The 22,307-nt window shown below is 70.3% G+C and carries 17 protein-coding genes; 4 read left to right on the top strand and 13 right to left on the bottom strand.

Going from position 1 to position 22,307, the window contains the following annotated elements; genetic code table 11:
- Positions 1-46: 46 nt before the first annotated feature.
- Entirely contained in the window at positions 47-406 is a 360-nt protein-coding gene (locus ABJF88_06395) for a hypothetical protein (GenBank protein MEP0546542.1), read from the bottom strand.
- Positions 399-614: a hypothetical protein gene (locus ABJF88_06400; protein MEP0546543.1), complete on the bottom strand. Its 216-nt coding sequence runs from the start codon at positions 612-614 to the stop codon at positions 399-401. Before ABJF88_06400 ends, ABJF88_06395 begins: the two co-directional genes overlap by 8 nt.
- A gap of 165 nt (positions 615-779) precedes the next feature.
- Between ABJF88_06400 and ABJF88_06405 the strand changes: the two genes are divergently transcribed.
- Positions 780-2,276, top strand: coding sequence for an SDR family oxidoreductase (locus ABJF88_06405; GenBank protein MEP0546544.1), 1,497 nt, complete (start codon positions 780-782; stop codon positions 2,274-2,276).
- 11 nt (positions 2,277-2,287) lie between these two features.
- Here the strand turns inward: ABJF88_06405 and ABJF88_06410 are convergent, their stop codons facing one another.
- Positions 2,288-2,497: a hypothetical protein gene (locus ABJF88_06410; protein MEP0546545.1), complete on the bottom strand. Its 210-nt coding sequence runs from the start codon at positions 2,495-2,497 to the stop codon at positions 2,288-2,290.
- A 260-nt stretch (positions 2,498-2,757) separates the two neighbouring features.
- On the opposite strand from ABJF88_06410, the gene moeB reads away from it, so the two are divergent.
- A complete protein-coding gene (moeB, locus tag ABJF88_06415; protein MEP0546546.1) occupies positions 2,758-3,987 on the top strand; it encodes a molybdopterin-synthase adenylyltransferase MoeB in 1,230 nt (409 codons plus the stop codon).
- A gap of 10 nt (positions 3,988-3,997) precedes the next feature.
- On the opposite strand, the gene ABJF88_06420 is transcribed toward moeB, so the two are convergent.
- Positions 3,998-6,352, bottom strand: a complete 2,355-nt coding sequence (locus ABJF88_06420) for a UvrD-helicase domain-containing protein (GenBank protein MEP0546547.1) — start codon at positions 6,350-6,352, stop codon at positions 3,998-4,000.
- Positions 6,353-6,554: 202 nt separating this feature from the next.
- Here ABJF88_06420 and ABJF88_06425 point away from each other — a divergent pair, with 202 nt between their 5' ends.
- Entirely contained in the window at positions 6,555-6,998 is a 444-nt protein-coding gene (locus ABJF88_06425; GenBank protein MEP0546548.1) for a CBS domain-containing protein, read from the top strand.
- A 42-nt stretch (positions 6,999-7,040) separates the two neighbouring features.
- Here the strand turns inward: ABJF88_06425 and ABJF88_06430 are convergent, their stop codons facing one another.
- Positions 7,041-10,184, bottom strand: coding sequence for an amylo-alpha-1,6-glucosidase (locus tag ABJF88_06430; protein MEP0546549.1), 3,144 nt, complete (start codon positions 10,182-10,184; stop codon positions 7,041-7,043).
- A gap of 233 nt (positions 10,185-10,417) precedes the next feature.
- The gene (ispG, locus tag ABJF88_06435; GenBank protein MEP0546550.1) at positions 10,418-11,524 is read right to left on the bottom strand and encodes a flavodoxin-dependent (E)-4-hydroxy-3-methylbut-2-enyl-diphosphate synthase; all 1,107 of its coding nucleotides are present in this window, start codon (positions 11,522-11,524) and stop codon (positions 10,418-10,420) included.
- A 114-nt stretch (positions 11,525-11,638) separates the two neighbouring features.
- Here ispG and ABJF88_06440 point away from each other — a divergent pair, with 114 nt between their 5' ends.
- Positions 11,639-12,184: a hypothetical protein gene (locus tag ABJF88_06440; protein MEP0546551.1), complete on the top strand. Its 546-nt coding sequence runs from the start codon at positions 11,639-11,641 to the stop codon at positions 12,182-12,184.
- Between the two features lie 106 nt (positions 12,185-12,290).
- On the opposite strand, the gene ABJF88_06445 is transcribed toward ABJF88_06440, so the two are convergent.
- From ABJF88_06445 to ABJF88_06475, 7 genes are all read right to left on the bottom strand, one after another.
- The gene (locus tag ABJF88_06445) at positions 12,291-13,808 is read right to left on the bottom strand and encodes an NADP-dependent isocitrate dehydrogenase (GenBank protein MEP0546552.1); all 1,518 of its coding nucleotides are present in this window, start codon (positions 13,806-13,808) and stop codon (positions 12,291-12,293) included.
- Between the two features lie 61 nt (positions 13,809-13,869).
- Positions 13,870-14,922, bottom strand: a complete 1,053-nt coding sequence (locus ABJF88_06450) for a tellurite resistance TerB family protein (GenBank protein MEP0546553.1) — start codon at positions 14,920-14,922, stop codon at positions 13,870-13,872.
- Between the two features lie 181 nt (positions 14,923-15,103).
- Positions 15,104-15,472: a DUF2294 domain-containing protein gene (locus ABJF88_06455; GenBank protein MEP0546554.1), complete on the bottom strand. Its 369-nt coding sequence runs from the start codon at positions 15,470-15,472 to the stop codon at positions 15,104-15,106.
- 8 nt (positions 15,473-15,480) lie between these two features.
- Complete coding sequence (locus ABJF88_06460) at positions 15,481-16,227, bottom strand: carbonic anhydrase family protein (protein MEP0546555.1); 747 nt, start codon at positions 16,225-16,227, stop codon at positions 15,481-15,483.
- An 85-nt stretch (positions 16,228-16,312) separates the two neighbouring features.
- Positions 16,313-17,686: a Na+/H+ antiporter NhaA gene (gene nhaA / locus ABJF88_06465; GenBank protein ID MEP0546556.1), complete on the bottom strand. Its 1,374-nt coding sequence runs from the start codon at positions 17,684-17,686 to the stop codon at positions 16,313-16,315.
- 33 nt (positions 17,687-17,719) lie between these two features.
- Positions 17,720-19,999: a cation:proton antiporter gene (locus tag ABJF88_06470; GenBank protein ID MEP0546557.1), complete on the bottom strand. Its 2,280-nt coding sequence runs from the start codon at positions 19,997-19,999 to the stop codon at positions 17,720-17,722.
- 387 nt (positions 20,000-20,386) lie between these two features.
- Positions 20,387-22,303 (bottom strand): cation:proton antiporter, encoded by a 1,917-nt coding sequence (locus tag ABJF88_06475; GenBank protein MEP0546558.1) that lies wholly within the window; start codon positions 22,301-22,303, stop codon positions 20,387-20,389.
- Between the last annotated feature and the right edge of the window lie 4 nt (positions 22,304-22,307).

A 22,307-nucleotide genomic window follows, 5' to 3' on the forward strand; every position in this document is an offset into this window, starting at 1 on the left:
GACGGGCGCACTCGGGCGGAGGAAAGGATGCTGCTGCCCTCAGCGTTCAGCGACCGACCGAGGCCAGCACGACCTCGCGGGCGAACACCTGCACATTCCCGAGGCGCAGCAGCCGCGACAGCACGCCGGGCCGAGCCGCCGGCCCCGCTCGCGCTACCGTCCGGCGGCCGACGCGGACAAGCACGTCGAGTCCGGTGACCGCGATGACGCCGCTTGCGGTGCGGATCGTCGCGCGACGGCCTGGACCTGTGGGGAATGGCAGCGTCCTCAACACGGAGATCGCCTTCCGCACGCTTCGAAACGTGGCGACGAGTTCGTCCCCTTCCGAGTGGACGGAGATGGGCTCGCCATCGACCGACAGCGAGAGGTCGGCGTCGATGTCGAGTCGGGACGCGGGGCTATCCATTAGCGGTGTCGCGCGTCCGGACGCGGATCGTCCCGTTCATCTTCCAGTGCGCGTGCTCGTCACTCCGGGTCCCGCTCGGGACGTACAGGTCGAAGTTGTCGAACTCGTACGTGATCTCGGCGCCCCGGCCGGTCAGCTTGTCGTAGAGGCCGATGGCGAGGTCGGGCCACGTCTGCGTCGCTTTGGTGGATTGCGCGTTGGTTTCCATGAGCGGTCTCGTATGATGGGAAGAGTAGAGAGAGGGGTTCGCCGCGCGGCGAGCGAGGGGTATGAATCGAGCCCGCTCCTCACAAGTTCCAATATTTACTGAAAGTGACAGAACCCCATGCTCGCTAATCCGTGGCATCCTCCCCGCCCTCCAACACCGCCCGCCATGTCCCAGCGCATCCTCCTCACCGGCGCCACCGGCTACCTCGGCGGCCGCCTCGCGCCTCGCCTGCTCGACCGCGGCTACCGCGTACGCTGCCTCGTCCGCGACCCCGACCGGCTCCACGGCTACGACTGGGAAGACCGCGTCGACATCGTGCAGGGCAACGTGCTGCAACCGGACACCCTCCCGCCCGCGATGGAGGGCGTCGACACGGCGTACTACCTCATCCACTCGATGGCGGCGGGGCCGGGCTTCGCCGAGCGCGACCGCCGAGCGGCGGCGAACTTCGGGCGCGCTGCGCGCGAGGCCGGCGTCCGCCGCGTGATCTACCTCGGCGGCATCGACCCCGGCGTCGATGAGACGTCCGACCACCTCCAGAGCCGGATCGAGACGGGCGAGATCCTGCGCGAGACCGGGCCTCCGCTGACGGAGTTCCGCGCGGCCGTGATCGTCGGCTCGGGCAGCGCGTCGTTCGAACTGATCCGCCACCTCACCGAGCGGCTGCCGGTGATGATCACGCCGAAGTGGGTCCGCACGCGCTCGCAGCCCATCGCCATCCGCGACGTGCTCTGCTACCTCATGGACGGCCTCAAAATTCCCGAGACCGAGGGCCGCGTCATCGAGATCGGCGGGCCCGAAATCCTGACCTACGAAGACATGTTTCGGACCTACGCCGACGTGCGCGGGCTGAAGCGCTGGGTCGTCGACGTGCCCTTCCTGACGCCGAACCTGTCCTCGCTGTGGGCCGGCCTCGTCACACCGATCTCGCCGTCGCTCGCGCGCCCGCTCATCAAAGGCCTCGGGAGCGAAGTCCTCGTGACCGACCCCAGCGGGATGGCCCTCTTCGACGTCGATCCGATCACGTACGAAGCCGCCGTCCGCCTCGCCCTCGAACGGTTCCGCCGGGACGAGGTCGAGACGTCGTGGTCGAGCGCGCTCTCGTCGAGCCAGGGCGACAAGGTGGCGTCGGAGATGACGAGCGAGGAGGGGATGATCTCCGACCGCCGCCGCCTCGTCGTCGACGCCTCGCCCGAGTCGGTGTTCTCCGTCATCAAAGCGATCGGCGGGGCGAGCGGCTGGCTCTACGCGAATCCGCTCTGGCACATCCGCGGCGTGCTCGATCAGTTCGTCGGGGGCCCCGGCCTCCGGCGCGGGCGGCGGAACCAGTCTACGGTCCGCGTCGGCGAGGCGATCGACTTCTGGCGCGTGGAGGAACTGGAGGAGAACCGGCTGCTCCGGCTGAGGGCCGAGATGAAGGTGCCGGGCCGGGCGTGGCTCCAGTTCGAAGTCGAGCCCGAGGAGGGGAGCGCCGCCCCGCGCTCACGCATCACGCAGACGGCGTTCTACGAGCCGAAGGGGCTGTGGGGCGTTGTGTATTGGTACTCCCTCGTCCCCTTCCACCCCTCCATCTTCAAGGGGATGATCACGGAATTGGGCCGCCGCGCGGAAAAGCGCGAGGCCGAAACCCGGCAGGCCTCGCTCGACGTGGCTGCCTCGTAGCGACCCGGACGCTACGCCTCGCCTTCGACCGCGCCGAACGCCCGCGGCGGCTTCAGCCGCTCGATGGCCTCCACCTCGCGGAGCGCCTCGTCGAGCGCCATCTCCTCCAGCACCTCGGCGACGACCTCCTTCAGCCACTCGCGCTGCTCGTGCAGCGTCTCGGCGATCGCCTCCTTCAGGACCTTCTTGAGCATCTCGTTCTTGGTAGCGGGCTGATCCATCGGACCGGGGATTCGTGGGGGGCAAGCAGGACCGGAAGCTACGGAATGCCGGGCAGAGAAACAGCGCAGTCCTCGGTACCCCACGCCGTAGGTGGAGGAACCCGGTATTCCACCTCGCGTTTTCGCGCCTGCCACTCCTTTCTGAGCCGGTGCACTGCTCCTGCCCGCCTCGTTGCTGTCGCCGTTCCTCGGGAGGGGCTGTGCACTCGTGCCGTACGGCCTGGCATAGCCCGGTCATCGTCTAGCCACGCTCTCGCCTCATGTCGCAACTCTCTACCGTCCCTTCGATCGCCGGCGGGACCGACGGGGCCGTGGCGGAGGCCCCGCTGCCGGACCTCTCGGCGGCGGAGCGGGGCCGGTACGCGCGCCACCTCATCCTGCCGGAAGTGGGACCGGAGGGGCAGCGCAAGCTGAAAGCCGCGTCCGTGCTCCTCGTCGGAGCCGGCGGGCTCGGGTCGCCGCTCGCTCTCTACCTTGCCGCCGCCGGCGTCGGCCGCATCGGGCTCGTCGACTTCGACGTGGTCGACGCGTCGAACCTCCAGCGGCAAGTCCTCCACGGGACGAAGGACATCGGGCGGCCCAAGCTGGAGTCCGCGCGCGACCGCATCCACGACGTGAACCCCCACGTCCAGGTCGACCTCCACCCCGTCCGGCTCACGAGCGAGAACGCCCTCGGCGTCGTCGAGCAATACGACGTCGTCGCCGACGGGACCGACAACTTCCCGACGCGCTACCTCGTCAACGACGCCTGCATCCTCACGGGCACGCCGAACGTGTACGGCTCGATCTTCCGGTTCGAGGGGCAGGTCTCCGTGTTCTGCACCGACGCGGGGCCGAGCTACCGCTGCCTCTACGAGGAGCCGCCGCCGCCGGGCCTCGTGCCGTCGTGCGCCGAGGGCGGCGTGCTCGGCGTGCTCCCCGGCCTCGTCGGGACGATCCAGGCGACGGAGACGATCAAGCTCCTCCTCGGCATCGGCGAGCCGCTCATCGGACGGCTCCTCCTCATCGACACGCTCGCGATGGACTTCCGCACGCTCCGCGTCCGCCGCAACCCGGACTGGCCCGTCGGTGCCCCGCACCCGACCGTCACGGAGCTGGTGGACTACGAGGCCTTCTGCGGCCTCCCCTCCCTCACCTCCAACGGCAGCGCCTCTGCGAACCCGCCCGCCGTCCCCGAGATCACCGTCAGAGAACTCAAAGCGCAGCTCGACCGCGGCGAGCGCCCCTTCCTCCTCGACGTCCGCAAGCCGAACGAGTACGAGATCGCGAACCTCGGAGGCACGCTCATCCCCGTCGACGAGTTGGAGGACCGGATCGGCGAACTCGAAGCGCACCGCGATGAGGACTTCGTCGTCCACTGCCGCTCGGGCGCGCGCTCGGCGAAGGCGGTGCTGATCCTCCGAGCGCACGGGTTCACCGGCCCCGTCAACCTCAAAGGCGGCGTCCTCGCCTGGAGCGACGAGATCGATCCTTCGATGCCGAAGTACTAGCCGAGCGGGCTCACCCCACGACCTGCAGCCGAGCGAACTTCAGCTTGAGTTTTTTCTGCCCGACGGCTTTGAAAAACACCGTCGCCGCCGCGCGGTCGCCGCGGCCTTCGACGGCGAGCACTTTGCCCTCGCCGAAGGTCTGGTGGAAGACGCGGACGCCGGGGACGATTTCGGCCTCGCCCTCGTCGTAGACGATCCGCCGGCCCTCGGTGGGCTCCGGCGCGGGGCGCGGGCGCTGCTTCTGAGGGGCGTCGCGGAGGTTCTGCCGGTAGTAGTGCGGGTCCATGTCCTCGAACGAGCCCGTGCCGCCGCGCCCGACGGAGAACCGGTCCTTTTTGCCTGTGAACGCCCGGCCCGTCTCGGTGCGAATGACATCCTCGGCATCGACCTCGTCGAGGAAGCGGCTGCGGATGTTCGACTGCTGCTCGCCGAAGCGGTAGCGGCTGCGCGCGTGCGAGAGGAAGAGCAACTCCTCGGCCCGCGTGACGCCGACGTAGAACAACCGCCGCTCCTCCTCCAGTTCCTTCGGGTCCTGCGCCGCGACGGCGAGCGGGAAGAGCCCCTCCTCCATCCCCGTCACGAAGACGACCTTGAACTCCAGCCCCTTCGAGCCGTGGAGCGTCATCAGCGTCACGCGGTTGGGGTCCCCCTCGTCGGCGTCGGCGTCGGTGACGAGCGAGACTTGCTGGAGGAACTCGGAGAGCGTCGGCGTGTGCTCGGCGCTGCCGTGGGCGCCGGTGAACTCGGCGACGGCGGAGATCAGCTCCTGCACGTTCTCCCACCGCGCGAGCGCCTCGATCGTGTTCTCCTCGCGGAGGTTCGCGAGGAGGCCGCTCTCGGCCAGCAACTCGCGCGCGATCTCGTCGGCGGCACCCGTGTTCGCCTTCGCGGCGTAGCGACCGACGAGGAAGGTGAAGCCCTGGATCGCGTTCGCCGCCCGGCCGCCGACGCCCGCGTCCTCGGCCCGCTCGAGCGCCTGCCAGAGTGTGAGCCCTTCCTCGCGGGCGAATTCCTCGACGCGCTCCATCGTCTTCGCGCCGATCCCGCGCGTCGGGTAGTTGATGACGCGGCGGACCGACGCCTGATCGTTCGGGTTGACGACGAGGCGGAGGTACGCAATCGCGTCTTTGATCTCCTTCCGGGCGTAGAACGAGAGCCCACCGACGATGCGGTACGGAATCCCACCGCGCCGCAGCGAGTCCTCGATCGAGCGGCTCTGCGCGTTCGTCCGGTAGAGGATCGCCACCTGCCGGTACGGTACGCCGTGGCGGACGTGGAGGTCGCGGATGCGGCGCTCGACCTTCTGCGCTTCATCCTTCTCCGAGAGCGCCTCCATCAAGACGACGTGCTCGCCCTCGGCGTTCTCGGTCCACAGGTTCTTGTCGAGCTGGTCCGCGTTCCGCTTGATGATGGAGTCGGCGAGGCGCAGGATTTTCGCGGTGGAGCGGTAGTTCTGCTCCAGCCGGATCGTCGTCGCGCCGGGGTAGTCCTTCTGGAACGAGAGGATGTTCTGGATGTCGGCCCCGCGGAAGGCGTAGATGCTCTGCGCATCGTCGCCGACGACGCAGAGGTTTTTGTGCGCCGCGGCGAGCATCTTCGCGAGGCTGTACTGCGCGTGGTTCGTGTCCTGGTACTCGTCGATGTGGAGGTACTTCCAGCGCTTCTGGTACTCGGCGAGCACGTCGGGGTGGCGCTGGAACAGCTCAATGGGCTTGATGAGGAGGTCGTCGAAGTCGAGCGCGTTCGCGCGGCGGAGGGCGTCGTTGTACGGGCCGTAGACCTTCGCGGCGGCCTCCTCGAACGGGTCGGCGGCGAGGCGCTGGTACTCCTCGGGGCTGACGAGCTGGTTCTTCGCCCCGCTGATTCGGTGGCGGACGGAGCGCGGCGTGTAGCGCTTCGCGTCGATGCCGTAACGGAGCATCTGGGCCTTGATGATGTTCTCGGAGTCCGTCGGGTCGTAGATCGAGAAGTCGCGCGTGTAGCCGAGCTTGTCGGCCTCGCGGCGGAGGATGCGGGCGAAGACGGAGTGGAACGTCCCCATCCAGATCCCCTTCGCCCCCTCCTCCCCGACGAGCCGGAGCACGCGGTCGCGCATCTCGCGCGCGGCCTTGTTGGTGAACGTGAGCGCGAGGATCTGGCTCGGCCACGCCCGCTTCGCCGCGAGGAGGTACGCGATCCGGTGCGTCAGCGTCCGCGTCTTGCCCGAGCCCGGCCCGGCGACGATCATCACTGGCCCCTCGGTCGTGGAGGCGGCCTCGCGCTGGACCGGGTTCAGCCCGTCGAGGATCGCGGCGGCGTCCGTCTCGGGCGACGGCGGCGTAGCAGTGGCGTCGGGCGGGGCGTCGAAGAGCTTGTAGGTGCGCATAATTGGCGATGGCGTAGAGACGCGACAGGTCGCGCCGCTACGGGTTGACAGGACGCTCACCGATGATAGCGGCGGACACAGCGACGGGCAAGGCGCGGCCCCGATTTCCCCCGCCCTCAACAACCGCCGCGCCTGTTTGGTCGCACGCTCTGTTTGTTTATGTTGTGCCTACCCTTCCTTCTGCACCCACCGAGAGGACGCCATGTCTGCCCTTGTCTCCAGCATCCTCACCCGAAAAGGCGACTGGGTCATCACGACCGACCCCAAAGTCACCGTCTTCGATACCATCACACGGATGGTCGAGCACAACGTCGGCGCGATCTGCGTGACGCAGGGCGGCGAGCTGCTCGGCATCTTCACCGAGCGCGACTACCTCCGCCGGATCGTCCTCCAGGGCCGGACCTCGAAGACGACGCGTGTCGAGGAGGTGATGACGGCCGACGTCGTCTGCGCCATGCCGGACCACACCGTGGACGAGTGCATGGCGATGATGAGCGAGAAGAAGTGCCGCCACCTCCCCGTCCTCCGAGACGGCCAGCTCGCCGGGCTCATCTCGATGGGCGACTGCGTGAAGGTGATGCTGGAGACGACGGAGGACCACGTCCGCGACCTCGAGAGCTTCATCACCGGCGGCTACCCCGGCTGAGCGTCGGGCGGGACGGTAGTAGGGGGTTGATTCATCAACCCCCTACCGCTCGACGCGGGCGTTGAGCACGTCGTACACGTTCGGGTCGCCGGGGTTGATCTTGCCACCGCCGATGTTCGAGTCGCCGCGCTCGCGGACCTCGCGGAACTCCCCGACCCCGCTGCCCTCGGCGCGCGCGCCCGTGAACACGGTGACGTTCGTCCCGCGCGCCAGATCCGGCAGCACGAACTTCGGGAGCGAGAACGTCACAGCCGAGTCCTCGACGGAGAACAGCGCGTCGCCCACGCCCTCGAACTCGCCGAGCACGCGGCCCTGCGCATCCTCGATCCGCAATCCGTTGCCGACGAAGACGATGTACTCGAAGCCGCCGGCCTTGCGGAACGTGTAGCTCGAACCCCGCCCCGCATCGACCTTCCCGTCTTCCTCCGTATCGAAGGCGAGGGCGAGGAGGGCGGGCTGGTAGCCGAGCTCGCTCTCGCTCACGACGTTCGCGAGTTCGACGCGGAAGTAGGTCGTGGAGTCGTCCTCGCTGATCTCGACGTAGCTGATGTCGAGGACGCCGTCGGGGAAGAGGCCGGGGTAGGTGTACGTCGCCGTCGTGCCCCAGTCGTCGCCGTCGGGGTCGGTGCGGGAGAGGGTCGGAATCGCGAGGGGGTTCGTGCGGCTGATCTGCGGCGCGTCGAGCGAGCGGGCGCGCTTGACCTCCCGCATCACGGGGTACTCGTCGGGGATCTCGGGGGTCGCCCACGCGAAGCCGTCCCACGCCGCCGCGTCGGCGACGGCGTAGCTGCTGTCGGCCGCGACGGTCTCGCCGTCGAGCGTGACGCCGTCGGCCGAGATCGTCACCGAGACCGAGTCGAGCGGGACGACGAGCGTGTCACCCCGCGCCTCGGCGACGGGGACGACTTTGACCTGGCCGAAGGCGCGGACGCGAACCGTCGCCCCGCGCGGGAGCCGGCCCGACGGCTTGAGCCCGACCGTCAGTTCGCTCGCGCTCTGCGCGATGCGCGCGACGACGGAGCCGCCGCCGAGGCGGAACCGCGCCTCCGTCGTGCCCCACGCCTCGGGGAGGTGAGGTTCGAGCACGACCGTATTGCCACCACTGTAGCGAATGCCGGCGTAGTCCTGATACGCGTTCCGCACGAACTCGGCGAGCGTCCACGGCTGCACCGGCGAGCCGCCGAGCGCGGACTCGGCCGCCACGTCATCGTCGTCGCCCGGCTGGGGCGGGTGCGCGTCCACGTTCTCCGCCACCGCCCCGACCACGCCGCGGTCGAGGATATAACGCTGCAGCGCCTCGGTCTGCTCGTACGCCTGCGCGCCCGCGCCCTCTTCGACGAGGAGCGAGACGAGGGGGCCGCTGAGCCATGTCCAGATCGTTCCGTCGTAGCGCGCGGCGCCAGGCTCGTAGAAGTCGGGCGCGTTGAGGTAGGGATAGAACAGCGAATCCGTCTGCGGCAGCGTCGAGACGCCGTAGGGATAGGCGAGCGTGCCGGCCGTGCGCTGGAGGATGCGGCGCTCGGTATCCGCGTCGAGGTCGAAGTCGCGGAGGGCGAAGAGGGCGCTCGGGCGCATCCGCGGGTCCGGCTGATCGTTGGGCCGGAGCACGTCGGCGATCCGGTCCTCGCGGACGAACGCGCGCTCGAACCGCTGCTGGAGCACGCGGGCGCTGTCGCCGTATGCGGCGGCCGAGGTGGGGCGCCCGCTGATCTGGCCCATCACGCGGGCGACGGGCTGCATCGCGCGGAACGCGCGGTAGTAACGCCCCTGCACCTCGGCGGCGCGGTTCACGCGCGGCACCCGGCCGCGCCCGTCGTAGGGCTGCACCCACGTCTGGCCCGCCGCGTTGCGGAGGAAGCCGTCGGGCGTGCGGATGTCGTCGAGCCCGCGCACGGCGTAGACCGTCCGCGTCCAGAACTCGGCCCCGTTGTCGGTGATGATCCCGCGGTCACCCGTCGCGCGGAGGTAGTCGCCGACGGCGGCGACCCACACCGGCGTCGCGTCGACGGTCGTGTAAACGGGCCGGCCGTCGACGAACTCGTTGGGGATGCGGCCGAAGAGGTCGATGCGGCGGTCGCGGCGCTGCGAGCGGCCGAAGCGCGTGAGGAGCTGACGAGCCCGCTCCCAATCGCCCGTGGCGAGGAACGCGCCCTCGAACGCCGTGAGCGTGCTGCGCCCGCGCGCGAGGTCGGTGCCGGGGATGCCGGAGACGAGCGTGAACCCCGTCGAGTCCTCTTCGACGAGGGCTTCGAGCGAGAGCCGCGCCCAGTCGAAGGCGCGGTTGAACGCCTCGTCCTCGGTGCGGATCGTGCTGCCGTCGAGCACACTCGCGAGCCGCTGCTGGCGCTGCGTGAGGAGCGATGCGCGGCGGCCGAGCGCCTGCTGCGCGGCGGCGGCGGCGGCCTCCGGCGTGTTGCCCGAGGCGAAGGCGACGGCGCCGGGCGTGGCGAAGCGGACGAGGCCCAGCCCGAGCCCGCGCTCCCGCACGCCGAGTCCGTCCTCTAGCTGCGCCGCCGTCGTGGCGGCGGTCCCGTCCGTACTGGCGACGGCCAGCCACACCGGGCGGCGGCTGTCGGCACGCGGCTCGGTGTAGTTCGCCCGCGCGACGAGGAGCACGTCGCCCTGCGCCTGCACGGTGTAGTCGGAAGCGGCGCGGCGGTCGCTGAACGTCGGCGTCAGTTCGACCGTCCCCACACTGTCCGCGACTTCGACGAGGAGCGCGCCGTCGGCGAGCGTGATCGTCTCAGTGAGCGTAGCGAGGTCGTCGCCCTGGATGCGGCGGAGGAGCGTCTCGAAGAAACCCGCCGAGTCGGCCTGCACGTACGTCCGCGCGGCGTAGTCGGGGCGGACGACGCCGCCCGTGATCTCGCTCGGGCCGACGCCCACGGAGTCCGCATCGAGCCACCAGCGCCAGCCGTCCACGAGCCGGAAGCCGCCGGCGATGAAGCCCATCGCGGGGTCGGTCTGCTCGCCCGAGAGCGCGTCGTAGTAGTACGCCCCCGCCTTGTCGGTGAAGAAGAACGAGCGGTCGGCGCTGGAGTCGGCGGCGACGGCGAGGCGGGCGAGCACGGCGGGCTCGCCCTCCGCGATCTCCGAGGGGACCTCGGCGTCGTCGCCGCACCCGACGGACAGGAACGCGACGAGCCCGAGGAGGACAGCGGCAACGGCAGAGCGGGAAGCGATCACAGGACGGCGGAGAGAGGCGGAGGAGCGAAGGATAAAATAGATAACGGACTTGGGAGCCGTGAGACGCCTGCTGAGATAGAGTCCCCCTCCTGGTCAGGAGGGACGTGTCCCGTAGGGGACAGGGGTGGTCGAATGAGGGCTGATGCCACCTTCGATCTACCCCCTCCCCCTGTCTAGGGGGATGACTTCAAACGGCCTCTCACGAAACAGGACAGAGGGAACGAAGCGCGGCGTCATCCCTCCACGGCCTCCGTCTCCTCATCCCACGTCGCGATCGCCTCCAACACGGCCTCGACGATCTCGCCTTCGGGCACCGTCCGCACGATCTCGCCGCGCTTGAAGAGGTGCGCCCGGCCGCGCCCGAGCGACACGCCGAGGTCGGCCCCGGCGGCCTCGCCCGGCCCGTTGACCGCGCAGCCCATCAGCGCCACGTTGAGGTCCTTGTCGAACTTCGCCGCCTTCACCGCCGCCTCGACCTCGTTCACGACCGAGAACAGGTCGCCCGTGAGCCGGCCGCACGTCGGGCACGCGATGATGTTGACGCCGGGCCGCCCGAGCCGGAGCGACTTCAGGATCTGGTGGCCGACCTCGACCTCGTGGATCGAGTCGGCGGCGAGCGAGACGCGGATCGTGTCGCCGATGCCGTCGGCGAGGAGCGTGCCGATGCCGATCGACGACTTGATGGTGCCGGTCTGGAGCGAGCCGCTCTCGGTCACGCCGAGGTGGAGCGGGTAGTCGGTCCGCTCGGCGAGGAGGCGGTACGACTGGATCATGAAGAACACGTCGGAGTGCTTCACCGAGATGATGAGGTCCTCGAACCCGTTCTTCTCGCAGATCTCGACGTGCCGCATCGCGCTCTCGAAGAGGGCCTCGGGCTGCGGGTAGCCGTACTTGTCGAGGATGTCCTTTTCGAGCGACCCGGAGTTGACGCCGATGCGGATCGGGATCCCCTTCTCCTTTGCCGCGAGCAGCACCTCGCGCTCCCACTCCGGCTTCCCGATGTTGCCCGGATTGAGCCGCACCTTCGCCACGCCCGCCTCGACGGCCTGGAGCGCGTACTGGTAGTTGAAGTGGATGTCGGCCACGACCGGCACCGGGCTCCCGGCGACGACCTCGGCAAGCGCGTCGGCGTCCTCGGGCCGCGGCACGGCGACGCGAACGATGTCGGCCCCGGCTTCGGCAAGCCGCGTGATCTCGGCGACGCACTTCTCGACGTCGTGCGTCTTGCCGGTCGTCATCGACTGGACCGAGATCGGCGCGCCGCCACCGACCTGGACGGGGCCGACGTGGACGGCGCGGGAGATGCGGCGGGGGCGCGCGACGGCGCTGGGGCGTTCCATAACAGGCGGTGGGGAGTGAGCGGGTCGGCCGTAATACCGACAGGGCGGACGGGAGTTCAGCGGGAGAAGTTAATATTCGGCAAGTCCTCCATGCCTGTCCTCCCCGAGGTTCCGATGCGTTTCGCCGTGAGCGCCCTCCTGCTTTCCCTCGCCGTCCTCGCCACGGGCTGCACGCACGCGCGGCTCATCGCCACGCCGGACCCGATGGAGTGCGTGCGCGAAGTGCCGCCGGACTGCGGCTACCACGGGTGCAGAGGGATTACGACGGTGACGCTCACGAACGGCGAGCGCCTGCGGGTGTCGGAGATCGCCACGGTGCGCCCGGACTCCCTCTCCCCGTGGTCCGATTCCCTCGCCCTCTGGTCCGACTATTCGGGCGGCTTCGCGGAGCGGGTCGTCCCCCGCGACCACATCGCGAAGATCCGCAGGGTGCAGCGGCGCTGGGCGTTCCCCAGCACCACGCTGCCAGCCGCAATTGGCGGATCCCTCGGGATGTGGGGAGGCGCGAGCATTGCAGCGTCGAGAAATCGAGCGGGGGAAGCGTCTCCGGTAGGAGGCTATGCGCTCATCTACGGAGTCGGCGCCGTCGGTGCCCTCGCAGCGATCCTAGTCGGCAACCGGATCGTCTCCGTCCGCGAGTGCCGGGTCGAGCGGCCCTGACCGAAGCGCCGGCCGGCCGCGCGAAACGAGAGCGGGCGAGACGGCTCCCACCCCGTCCCGCCCGCCTGCACGGCCCGCACTGTCGGAAACGCCGGGCCGCGCTACCCTACTCCCCCTGCGCGAGGGAGAAGCCGGGCGTGCCGTCGAAGGCGTAGAGGTTCTCCGTCTTGATCACGTCGAACCCCGCCTTCACGAGCCGCCGCTGGAGGTCGACGACCTGCTCGGGGCGGACGGTGCCGTCGGGCGCGGTGAAGCGGCAGCGCCAGTGGTCGGTCCAGAACGTCTCGGGGAGGCCGTCGGGGTAGACCTTCACGCCGCGGTTCGTGATGAGCTTGAGGGCGAGCCCGTTGCCGCCGTGCTCCTTCAGCCGCGTGCCGAGGACGTCGGGCGCGCGCCCGGCCTCGTCCCAGTCGAGGAAGACGTCGACGCCGACGAGCGTCTTCGCCTGATGCTTCGACGGCGTGACCTCGACGTGGATGCCGGTGCCGTGGTAGTGCACGGGCTCGAGGTGGCGGGGCTTCTCGCCGAGCCGCTCGATCACGGCATCGGTGAAGTGCTCGGTCGAGAGTTGCCGGTGGCTGAGGTGCGGGCGGTAGATATCTGGCGTGTGGAGGCCCGCTTCGAGCGTGGCGAGCCATGCGTTCTTGATGGTCTCGGCGATGCGCGGGAGGCCGAGGTGGACGAGCATCATCGCCGCGCCGCGCAGCAGCCCCGACGGGTTCGCCACGCCGCGCCCAGCGATGTCCGGGGCCGAGCCGTGGATGGCCTCGAACATCGCGAAGTCGCTCCCGACGTTCGCCGAGCCGGCGAGCCCGACGGAGCCCGACGCCTCGGCCGCGATGTCGGAGAGGATGTCGCCGTAGAGGTTCGGCGCGACGATGACGTCGAGCGTCTCGGAGCGCGCCGCCACGAGCGCCGCGCCGATGTCGATGATGCGGTGCTCGGCCTCGATCTCCCCATACTCGGCGGCGATCTCGTCGAAGACGCGGTGGAAGAGGCCGTCGGTGAGCTTCATGATGTTGTCCTTCGTCATGCACGTCACGCGGCGGCGGCCGTGGGCGCGGGCATACTCGAAGGCGTAGCGGACGATGGCTTCGGAGCCAGGCCGCGTGATGAGCTTGAGCGTCTGCGTGACCTCCGTCGTCTGCCGGTGCTCGATGCCGGCGTAGGTGTCCTCCTCGTTCTCGCGGATGATGACGAGGTCCATCCGCGGCTGCGCCGCCGCGACGAACGGGCTGTAGCTCTTGCACGGGCGGACGTTCGCGTACATCCCGAGCGCCTTGCGCAGCGTCACGTTGAGGCTCTTGTAGCCGCCGCCCTGCGGCGTCGTGATTGGCGCTTTGAGGAAGACGCGGTGGCGGCGGAGCACGTCCCACGCCTCGGGCGCGATGCCGGACGTGTGGCCCTGCCGGTAGACGCCCTCGCCGATGTCGATCACGTCGTAGCGGAGCGGCGCGCCGGCCGCGTCGAGGATGCGGAGCGTGGCCTCCATGATCTCCGGGCCGATGCCGTCGCCGTGCGCGACGGCAATCGGGATAGGCTGGGGGATGTCGGTCTGAGGCTCTGCGGCCGTCGGGGTGAGCGTGTCGGCGTCGGCGGCGTGGCCGTTCGTGAGATTGGTCATGGGATCGGGAGGTTGGGTTCGGGGAGGAATGAGGACGCGGGCGTGGGGAGCGCGCGGCGGGTCAGACCGGGCGGAGCTCGGCCATGAGCGCGCGCAGGTCCGTCGTGCGGGCGCGCTCTTCCACGGCGGGCCGGTGCGTCTGGTAGAGGCTGCGGCCCTGCTCGGCGTGTCGCTCGAAGAGGCCCCGGAGGGCATCGGTGCTGAGCCGACGGCCGCCGCCGTAGTAGGCCTTCGCGGCGTGGCCGAGCGCGTAGGTGGCCGCGAAGGTGAAGGCGGAGCCCGTAGCAGCGGCGGCGACGGTCTTCGCCTTCTTGCCTTTCTTCCCCTTCTTCTTGCCGCCCATCGCCTTCCCGAGCGTGGCCTGCGCGAGCCCCCCGAAGAGGCCCCGCGCGTAGGTCTCGGCCACCTGCGAGGTCAGGCCGAGCCCCACCGTCGCGAGCAGTTCCTTGGCGTGGCCCTGATCGAGTTGGTGCCCGTAGTGGAGCCCGACGCGGTACACCATCTTCGTCTGCATCGGGATGACGGCGAGGGTGGCGATCTTCTGCGGCAGGAGTTCCAGCCCGCCGTTGAGGACGGCGTAGCGGAGGATCATCCCGTCGAGCGCCGCGTCGGCGTCGTGTGCCGCGGGGATCACCTCCTCCGGGGCAGCGAGGACGAGCACACCGCTTGCCGCACCGTCGCCGGTGGCGAGCGTTCCCGTCGGGACGGCCGACCCGGTCCTCGCCGTGTGGGCGTCGGCGTCGGCCGGCGGCAGCGCGAGGGCGTCGCCCACGGCGTCGATCTCGGAGGCGGTTTCGGGGTCGAGCCCGAGCGCGTGGCGGAGGCGGTCGAGGAACGCTTGCTCGGCGGCGTCCGCACGGCCGTCCGCGTCACAGATCCCGACGGCCATTTCGTAGGCCAGCGCGCGCACGGCCGGCGTCGTGAGCCGGGCGGCCTCGTCGTCGAGGCTCGCGTGGCCGAGCAGGACGCGCTCGGTGCGCGCGGGGGAGAACCCGGCGTCGAGGCTGGCGAACACGTCGCGGAGCCGCGTGCGCTCGCGCTCGTCGTTGCGGCCGTCGGCGAAGGCGGCCATCAGGCAGAGGGTGGCGACGGCGTCGCGTTCGTTCGTCGTCATGGGTGCGGTTCGTTAGGGGTGGAGAAAACAAAAAAGGCCGACACGCGACGCCGGGGCGTCGGATGTCGGCCTACGGTCACCGCGTCCGGTCTCTGACCGTGCGCGCTGCGGGTGTGCCGTGTACGATGTCGTGCTCGGAGATCGGACCCGCCTGAGGCGCTTCCCTACTCCGAGCGGGGGGCTATACCTCGTCGAATAGCGGCTGTTCCAGCCCGAAGACGAAAACGCGCTCGCCCGTCCGCGTGCTGATGTCGGTGTGCATCGAGACGACGGGCACGCCGACTTCGGCCTCGACGAGGCGGGCGAGCGCGGCGTCGGAGCCCTCGATCAGGCGCGAGCGCACCTGCTTGATGAGCTCGACGCCGCCGGGTTCGAGGCTGAGCTGCTGCTCGGCCGTGCTCAGAATCCCCTTCATCCGCACGAGGACGAGGTCCTGCACGACGAAGGTGCGGGCTTCCCGAGGCCCGCGCCCCAGGAAGTCCCGCTCGAACTGCGTGAGCGCCGCCGTGACGGCCGCCTCGACCTGCCCTTTCGTCTTCGGTGCTGGCATGGTCCGGGTCAGTCCGCGTTGATCGTCTCGGCCGTGATCATCGAGTCCTCGAAGAACATGACCTCGCCCGTCGCCACGTCATGCATGGCGCCGACGACGATGAGCTTGCCTTCCTCGACGAGCCCGTACATCACCGGGCTCCGCTCGACCATGTTGCGGACGGTCATCTCCACGTTCTCGTGCGCGACGGCCTGCACGAACGTGGGGTTGCTCGACGTGTACGGCCCGGCCACGTCGTCGCGCACGGCGTAGACGGCCGGAGCGATGTTGGCGAGCGTGCTCGTGAGGTTGCCGAGCTCGACGTGGTCGCACGCGCCTTTCACGGCACCGCACTCGGTGTGGCCGAGGACCACGATCACCTTCGAGCCGGCCGCGGCCGTCGCGAACTCGAGCGAGCCGAGGATGTCGGTGTTGACGAAGTTGCCGGCCACGCGCGCCGAGAAGATGTCGCCGACGCCCTTGTCGAAGATGATCTCGTGGGGGACGCGGCTGTCGATGCAGCCGAGGATAGAGGCCATCGGATACTGCCCGCCGGCCGTCTGGCGGACCTGGGCGAGGAAATCACGCTCGACCGACTCACCGGCGAGGAACCGCTGGTTGCCGTCTTTGAGGAGCTGGAGCACTTCCATCGGCGTGAGCGCCGCCTGCGTCTCCGCCGTCAGCGGAGCGGTGAGGTCGCGCTCCTGCGCCGAGGCGGGCGCGGCGAGGAAGAGGACCGCGAGGGCGAGGGCAGAAAAAGAGAAAGTGGTTCGCATGAGGGTAAAGGGTGTTGGGTTGTGAAGGGTGTAGAGAACGCCGGCCGTGCCCGCCCGAGTCGGCGGGCGGCCGGTTTGTGGGAGATCAAGCGGCCGGCTCCGCCTCGAGCCGTCGGCCGGGCGCCGCCGCGGTCGCGGTCGGCGGGGCGGACCGCACGAGGAGCACCCAGCCGATAAGGCCGGAGATGAGCGAGCCTACGAGGATGCCGAGCTTGGCGCTGTCGAGCAGCGCCGCCTGGCCGGGGAAGGCTAGCGTCGCGATGAAAATCGACATCGTGAAGCCGATGCCGCAGAGCGCGCTGATGCCGACGACCTGCCGCCACGTCGCGCCCGCCGGGAGCGTCGCGAGGCCGCTCTTGACGGCGATCCACGCGCAGAGCGTGATCCCGATCGGCTTGCCGACGACGAGGCCGAGCACGATGCCGAGCGTCACCGGGCTCGCGAAGAGCTCGGCGAACCCGCCCGTGACGGCGACGCCAGCGTTCGCGAGCGCGAAAATCGGGATGATGAAGAAGGCGACGGGCTTGTGGAGGCCGTGCTCCAGCCGCGCGAGCGGCGTCTCCGCCGCCTCGCAGGCGTTCTCGAGCGCGAAGATCGCGTTCTGCTGCTGGAGCGTCGGCTCGGCCTCGCCCGGCTGCACGTCCTCGGCGAACGAGCGGAGGTACTCCCGCGCGCGGTCGAGGAAGTCCGGCGCGTCGAGCCGCCGGTGGACGGGGATCGTGAGGGCGAGGAGCACGCCGGCGACGGTCGCGTGGACGCCCGACTTCAGGAACGCCAGCCACAGCCCGAGCCCGAGGATCATGTACACCGCCGTCTTCATCACGCCGAGCCGGTTGAGCACGACGAGCGCGGCGAGGAAGCCGCCCGCCCACATCAGCGCGACGGTCGACACCTCGGCCGTGTAAAAGAGCGCGATGACGAGCACGGCGCCGAGATCGTCGACGATCGCGAGCGCGGTGAGGAACACCTTGAGCGCGAGCGGGACGCGGGGGCCGAGGAGCGCGAGCACGCCGAGCGCGAACGCGATGTCCGTCGCCATCGGAATCCCCCAGCCGCTGATGCCGACGCCACCCGCGTTGAGCAGGACGTAGGCGAGCGCGGGCACGGCCATCCCGCCGAACGCGGCGGCCACGGCGAGCGCGGCGCTCTTCGGGTTCGACAGCTCGCCGCCGAGCACTTCGCGCTTGATCTCCAGCCCGACGAGCAGGAAGAAAATCGCCATGAGCCCGTCGTTGATCCACAGCAGCAGCGCTTTCGAGATCACGAACGAGCCCGCGCCGACCGTCACGGTCGTCTGCCACACGTCGAAGTACGACGCGGCGAACGGGCTGTTGGCCCACGCGAAGGCGACGACGGCGCAGACCAACAGCAGGATGCCGCCGGCGGCCTCGGCGCGGAAGAACGCCTGCAGCGGCCCGATGATCGGGTGGGAGGACTTAGGGGACAATGGAGTAGCCATATCGATACAGGAGAGCGTCGGGAGGAAGGGACGTTAGTTGCGGCTCGGAGCGAGGTCGGGCGGCGCGTCGAGCAGGCGGCGGCGTGGGGCGTCGAGGACGAGCCGGCGCAGCGCGGCCGCGTCGGAGGCGGCGAGCCAGCGCCGCTCGAAGTCGCCGGACTGCACGACCTGGGCGATCGCCGAGAGCGTGCGGAGGTGGCGCGAGCGGGCGTCCGGCGCGGCGACGATCACGAACGCCGCACGGACCGGCTCCTCGTGGTTCGGGAAGAGGATGCCCTCGCGGCAGCGGACGACGGCGAGGACGAAGGTCCCGCGCCCGCTCATGCGGACGTGCGGGATCGCGAGGCCCGGCAGGATGACCGTGCTGTTCGTCGTCTCCCGGCTGATGAGCCGCTCCATCAGCCGCTCCGGCTTGGTCCCGACGGCTGGTGCTAGCTCGCCAGACACGACCTTCGCGAAGTCGGCGATCGAGAGCGGGCCGTCGAGGTCGAGCACCGGCGCCTCGGCGATGAGACGGTGGAAATCGTCGAGCGGCTCGGCGTGGTGGCGGAGGACGTAGACGGCGTCGCCGGGGCGGAGCGCGCCGCCGCTGTGGGCGGGCGCGGCCACGCCGCCGCGGACAACGACGAGCGGGAGCCAGTCTTTCCCCTGTGCGGTGGCGAGCGCGGCCAGCGTCGTCGCTTCTTCGACGGCGTGCGGCTCCACGGCCGTCTCGCCCCCGGCGATGCGGAGGTCCCACGCATCGATCCGTGTCGGCCCGCCGAAGAGGGTCTGCGCGCCGAGGTGGGCGGCGAGCTCGTCGTGCGGCGTCCGCGCCTCGTTCCGGTCGAGGACGTAGATGTCCGGCACGGCGAACGTCTCGCGGGCGAGGCGGGCCGCGAGGACGTCGACCTCGGGGTTCCGCGTGAGGGCGACGAGGGCGCCGGCGTGGGCGGCCTCGGCCTGGCTCAGCACGCGCTCGTCGAGGGCGCTGCCGCGGATCGCGCGGAGCCCCTCGCGCTCGGCGGCGGCGACGTGGGCCGCGCTGCTGTCCACGATCCGCACGTCGGCGCCGTGCTCGCCGAGGACGCGGGCCAGCAGCCGCGCCGTCGGCCCGCCGCCGACGATGACGGTCCCGCTCCGCTCCTCGCGCGAGCGCTCGAGCTCGCCGCGCCCGCGCAGCCACGCCACGCCCCACTTCAGCGTCACGGGCACGAGCGCCGTCGTCGCGATCGCCATGAAGACGAGGACGGAGAAGATGTCCTGCGAGATGAGCCCCATCGAGAGCGCGATCTGTGCGACGATGATCTCGACCGCGCCGCGCCCGTTCATCCCGAGCCCGATCGTCGTCCCCTCACGCCAGCCGTGGCCCGTCGGCAGATAAAACAGCGCGGTCCCGACGACTTTCCCAACGGACGCGAGCCCGACAAGCCCGAGCAGGAGGACGAGGTCCGTCCGGAAGATGTCGAGCGAGACGGCGAACCCGGCCGTCACGAAAAAGACGGGCGCGAGGAAGCCGATCGACACGTCGCGGACGACGTGCATGATCTCTTGGGATAGCGAGCGGCCGAGCACGCTCTCTCGCAGGAAGAGCCCGGCGAGGAACGCCCCGAGGATGCCGTGCATCCCGGCGAGGTGCGCGCCCTCGGCGTAGGCCAGCATCACGAGGAGGATGGCGGTGAACTTCGCCGTCCGGCTCGGCACGCGCTCCAGCCAGCGCCCGAGCGTGGGCAGCACTTTGAGCCCGACGAGCACGGCGAGCGCGAAGTAGCCCACGGCCCCGACGAGCACGGTCGCCAGCCGCTCCACCTCGAACGTCCCGCTCTCCGCCACGCCGAGCACGACGGCGAAGAGCACGAGCGAGACGGTGTCGGCGACGAGCGCGCCCGCCATCATCACGTGTGCGATCCGCGTGTCGAGCAAGTGCAAATCGACGAGGATGCGCGACTTCGTGGCGAGGCTCGTCACGCCCGCCGCGAGCCCGACGAACACGCCCGCGATCGGTGGGAAGCCGAGGGCGACGACGAGGAGGTAGCACAGCACGAACGGCGTGATGAACCCGCCGACCGCCGCCAGAATCCCCCCTTTCGACGCCCGTCCCAGCTCGCCCGGGTCGATCTCCATCCCGATGTAGAGCATCATCAGCAAGATGCCCACCTCCGCGATCACCGCGAGCGCCTCGCCCCCCTGCAGCAGCCCGAGGAGGGGCGGCCCGAGGGCGATACCGGCGAGCAGCTCCCCGAGCACGGCGGGGTAGCCGAGCCGGCTGGCGATGAGGCCGGCGAGCCAGGCGACGACGAGGACGGCGAGGAGGTTCAGCAGGCTGAGTTCCATGGTACGCGGTGAGTGGGAGGGGTAAATCCGGCCGGGGACCTCCGACCGACGCGTAGCCCGCCCAAACGTCGGGGCAGGGAGCCTCGCCGCACCTCAGCGGCGAGAGGGCGTCCTCGTCCATGTACGGCGAGGAGGCCGAGCTAGGAAGCTAGCGGCTACGCAGACAGCGTAGCGTGTTCCAACGGCGTGCAACGCATCGCGAGCCACGCCATGCGCCCGCACACGGGGCGCAGCGTCGGAGGGAGCGGGATGTAGCAGTGCACGGTCATAGGGAGAACCCCGATGCGGGGTGGGTGATGGCTCGTGCACGCCCCCCGCCCGCGCCCGGTTGCAGCGCGAAGGTTATGTGAAGCCGATTTCACAGCCTCCACCCGGGCCGCTCCGGCTTTACCCCGCGAGCCGCAGCCGGACTTCGCCGAGGGAGTCCGGCGTCGCGACGAGCGTGACCTCGTCGCCGAGGTGGAGCACGGTGTGCCCGCTCGGCACGACGGCGCTCCCGTTCCGGCTGACTTCGAGGAACAGCACGTCGAGCGGGAGGCGGAGGTCGCGCAGCGGCACGCCGTCGAGGTCGGCGTTCGAGACGCGGAACTGCACGACGAGGCGGCCCGGCGCGCGGCGCAGCAAGAGCGCGGCCGACTGCGGCGCGCGGACGGCCTGCTCCAGCAGCGTCACCATCGCCGACGCCGGATCGACGACGAAGGCGCCGAGCTCCTCGAAGGCGCGCTCGTGGCGGCGGCCGGCGGGGCGGACGATCAGCCGCTCGATCCCGCGCCGCTCGTACGCGAAGCGGAGCGCGCGGAGGTTCGCCCCGTCGTCCGGCAGCAGCGTCACGACGGCGGCGGTCTCCTCGGTGATGAGGTCTTCGAGCACGGCCTCGTCCACGGCTGGGATGTGGCGCTCGTCGACGTCCTCGGCCGCGAGGCGCCGGACGTGCTCGGCGTCGGGGTCGGCCATGATCACGTTCCAGCCCTGCCGGCCGAGCGAGCGCGCGAGCGCGACGGACTGCCCCTCCACGCCGAGGATGAGCACGCCGCGCGCCTCGTCGCCGGGCATGCCGCCGGGCAGGTGCGTCTCGCCGACGCGCTTGAGCACGGACTTCAGGAAGATCGGCCCGAACACCTCGTTGAGCACGACGACGGAGATGATGAGCGTGGCGAAGGCGTTGCCGAGCTCGGGGAACTGCACGGCCACCTCGCGCGCGAGCCCGAGCGCGATGCCCGCCTGCGTGATGTACGCCATCCACCCGAATCGCCGCACGACGGAGGGCTCGCCCGCGAGCGCCGCCCCCGCCGCCGCGCCGACCCCGATCCCGAGCATCCGCACGCCGAAGAGCACGGCCGCGATCGGCAGCGTCGCCCACAGCAGGTCGAGCTTGAGCGCGAGCCCGGTAATCGTGAAGAACGCGACGTAGACGACCGGCCCGACGTCGTGGAGGATCCGGTCGAACTCGTCGCGGAAGCGCGAGAAGTTGGTGACGAGGAAGCCGCCGATCATCGCGATGAGGAGCGGCTCGATGTAGATCTCGAACCCGAGCCGCGCCGTGCTCTCCGTCTTCACCCAGCCCGCGAGCGCATAGATCCCGTACCCGATCCCGAGCACGAGCGCCGTCTTGACGAGGGCCGGCCACCGCTTCCCGAGCACGGCCTTGAGGAGCTGCCCCACGACCCAGCCGAGCCCGACCGCGAGCCCCAGATCCAGCACGAGGAGCGCGGCGAACGCCGGGCTGAGCGGCTCGCCCGTGAGGAGCGCGCCCGCCAGCGACGTCGCCACGGCGAAGAGCACGATGATGACCACATCCATCAGCACGGTCACGCCGAGGGCCGTCCGCGTGAACGCCCCCCGCGCGCGGACCTCCTTGATGACGGCGATCGTTGAGGGCGGCGAGAGGGCGAGGAGGACGGCCGCGCCGAGGAGCGCCGTGGCGAGCCGCGCCGCCGGCGCCCAGTCGGCCGTGAACGGGAGCAGCGCCGTGAGGAGGTAGACCGCGACGGCGACGAGTACGAACGTCACCGCGAGGATGCCGCCCGCGCTGAAGAGGATGGGCCGGAGCCGCTGCCGCAGCTCTTTGAGGTAGAGCTCGCTGCCCGCCACGAACGCGATGACCGCGAGCGCGATCTCGTCCACGAATCGGAGCGACTCCGCCGCGCTCGACGGCAGGAAGTCCAGCCCGAACGTCCCCACGAGCGCGCCCGCGAAGAGGTAGCCCGTGATCGTCGGGAGCCGCAGCCACTTGAACCCCTGCCCGATGAGGGCCGAGGCGAGGCAGATGACCGCGAAGGCGATCGTGTATTCGAGCGTCTGCATGCGG

The sequence above is a fragment of the Rhodothermales bacterium genome (assembly GCA_039944855.1).
Lineage (GTDB): Bacteria > Bacteroidota > Rhodothermia > Rhodothermales > JANQRZ01 > JBBSMX01.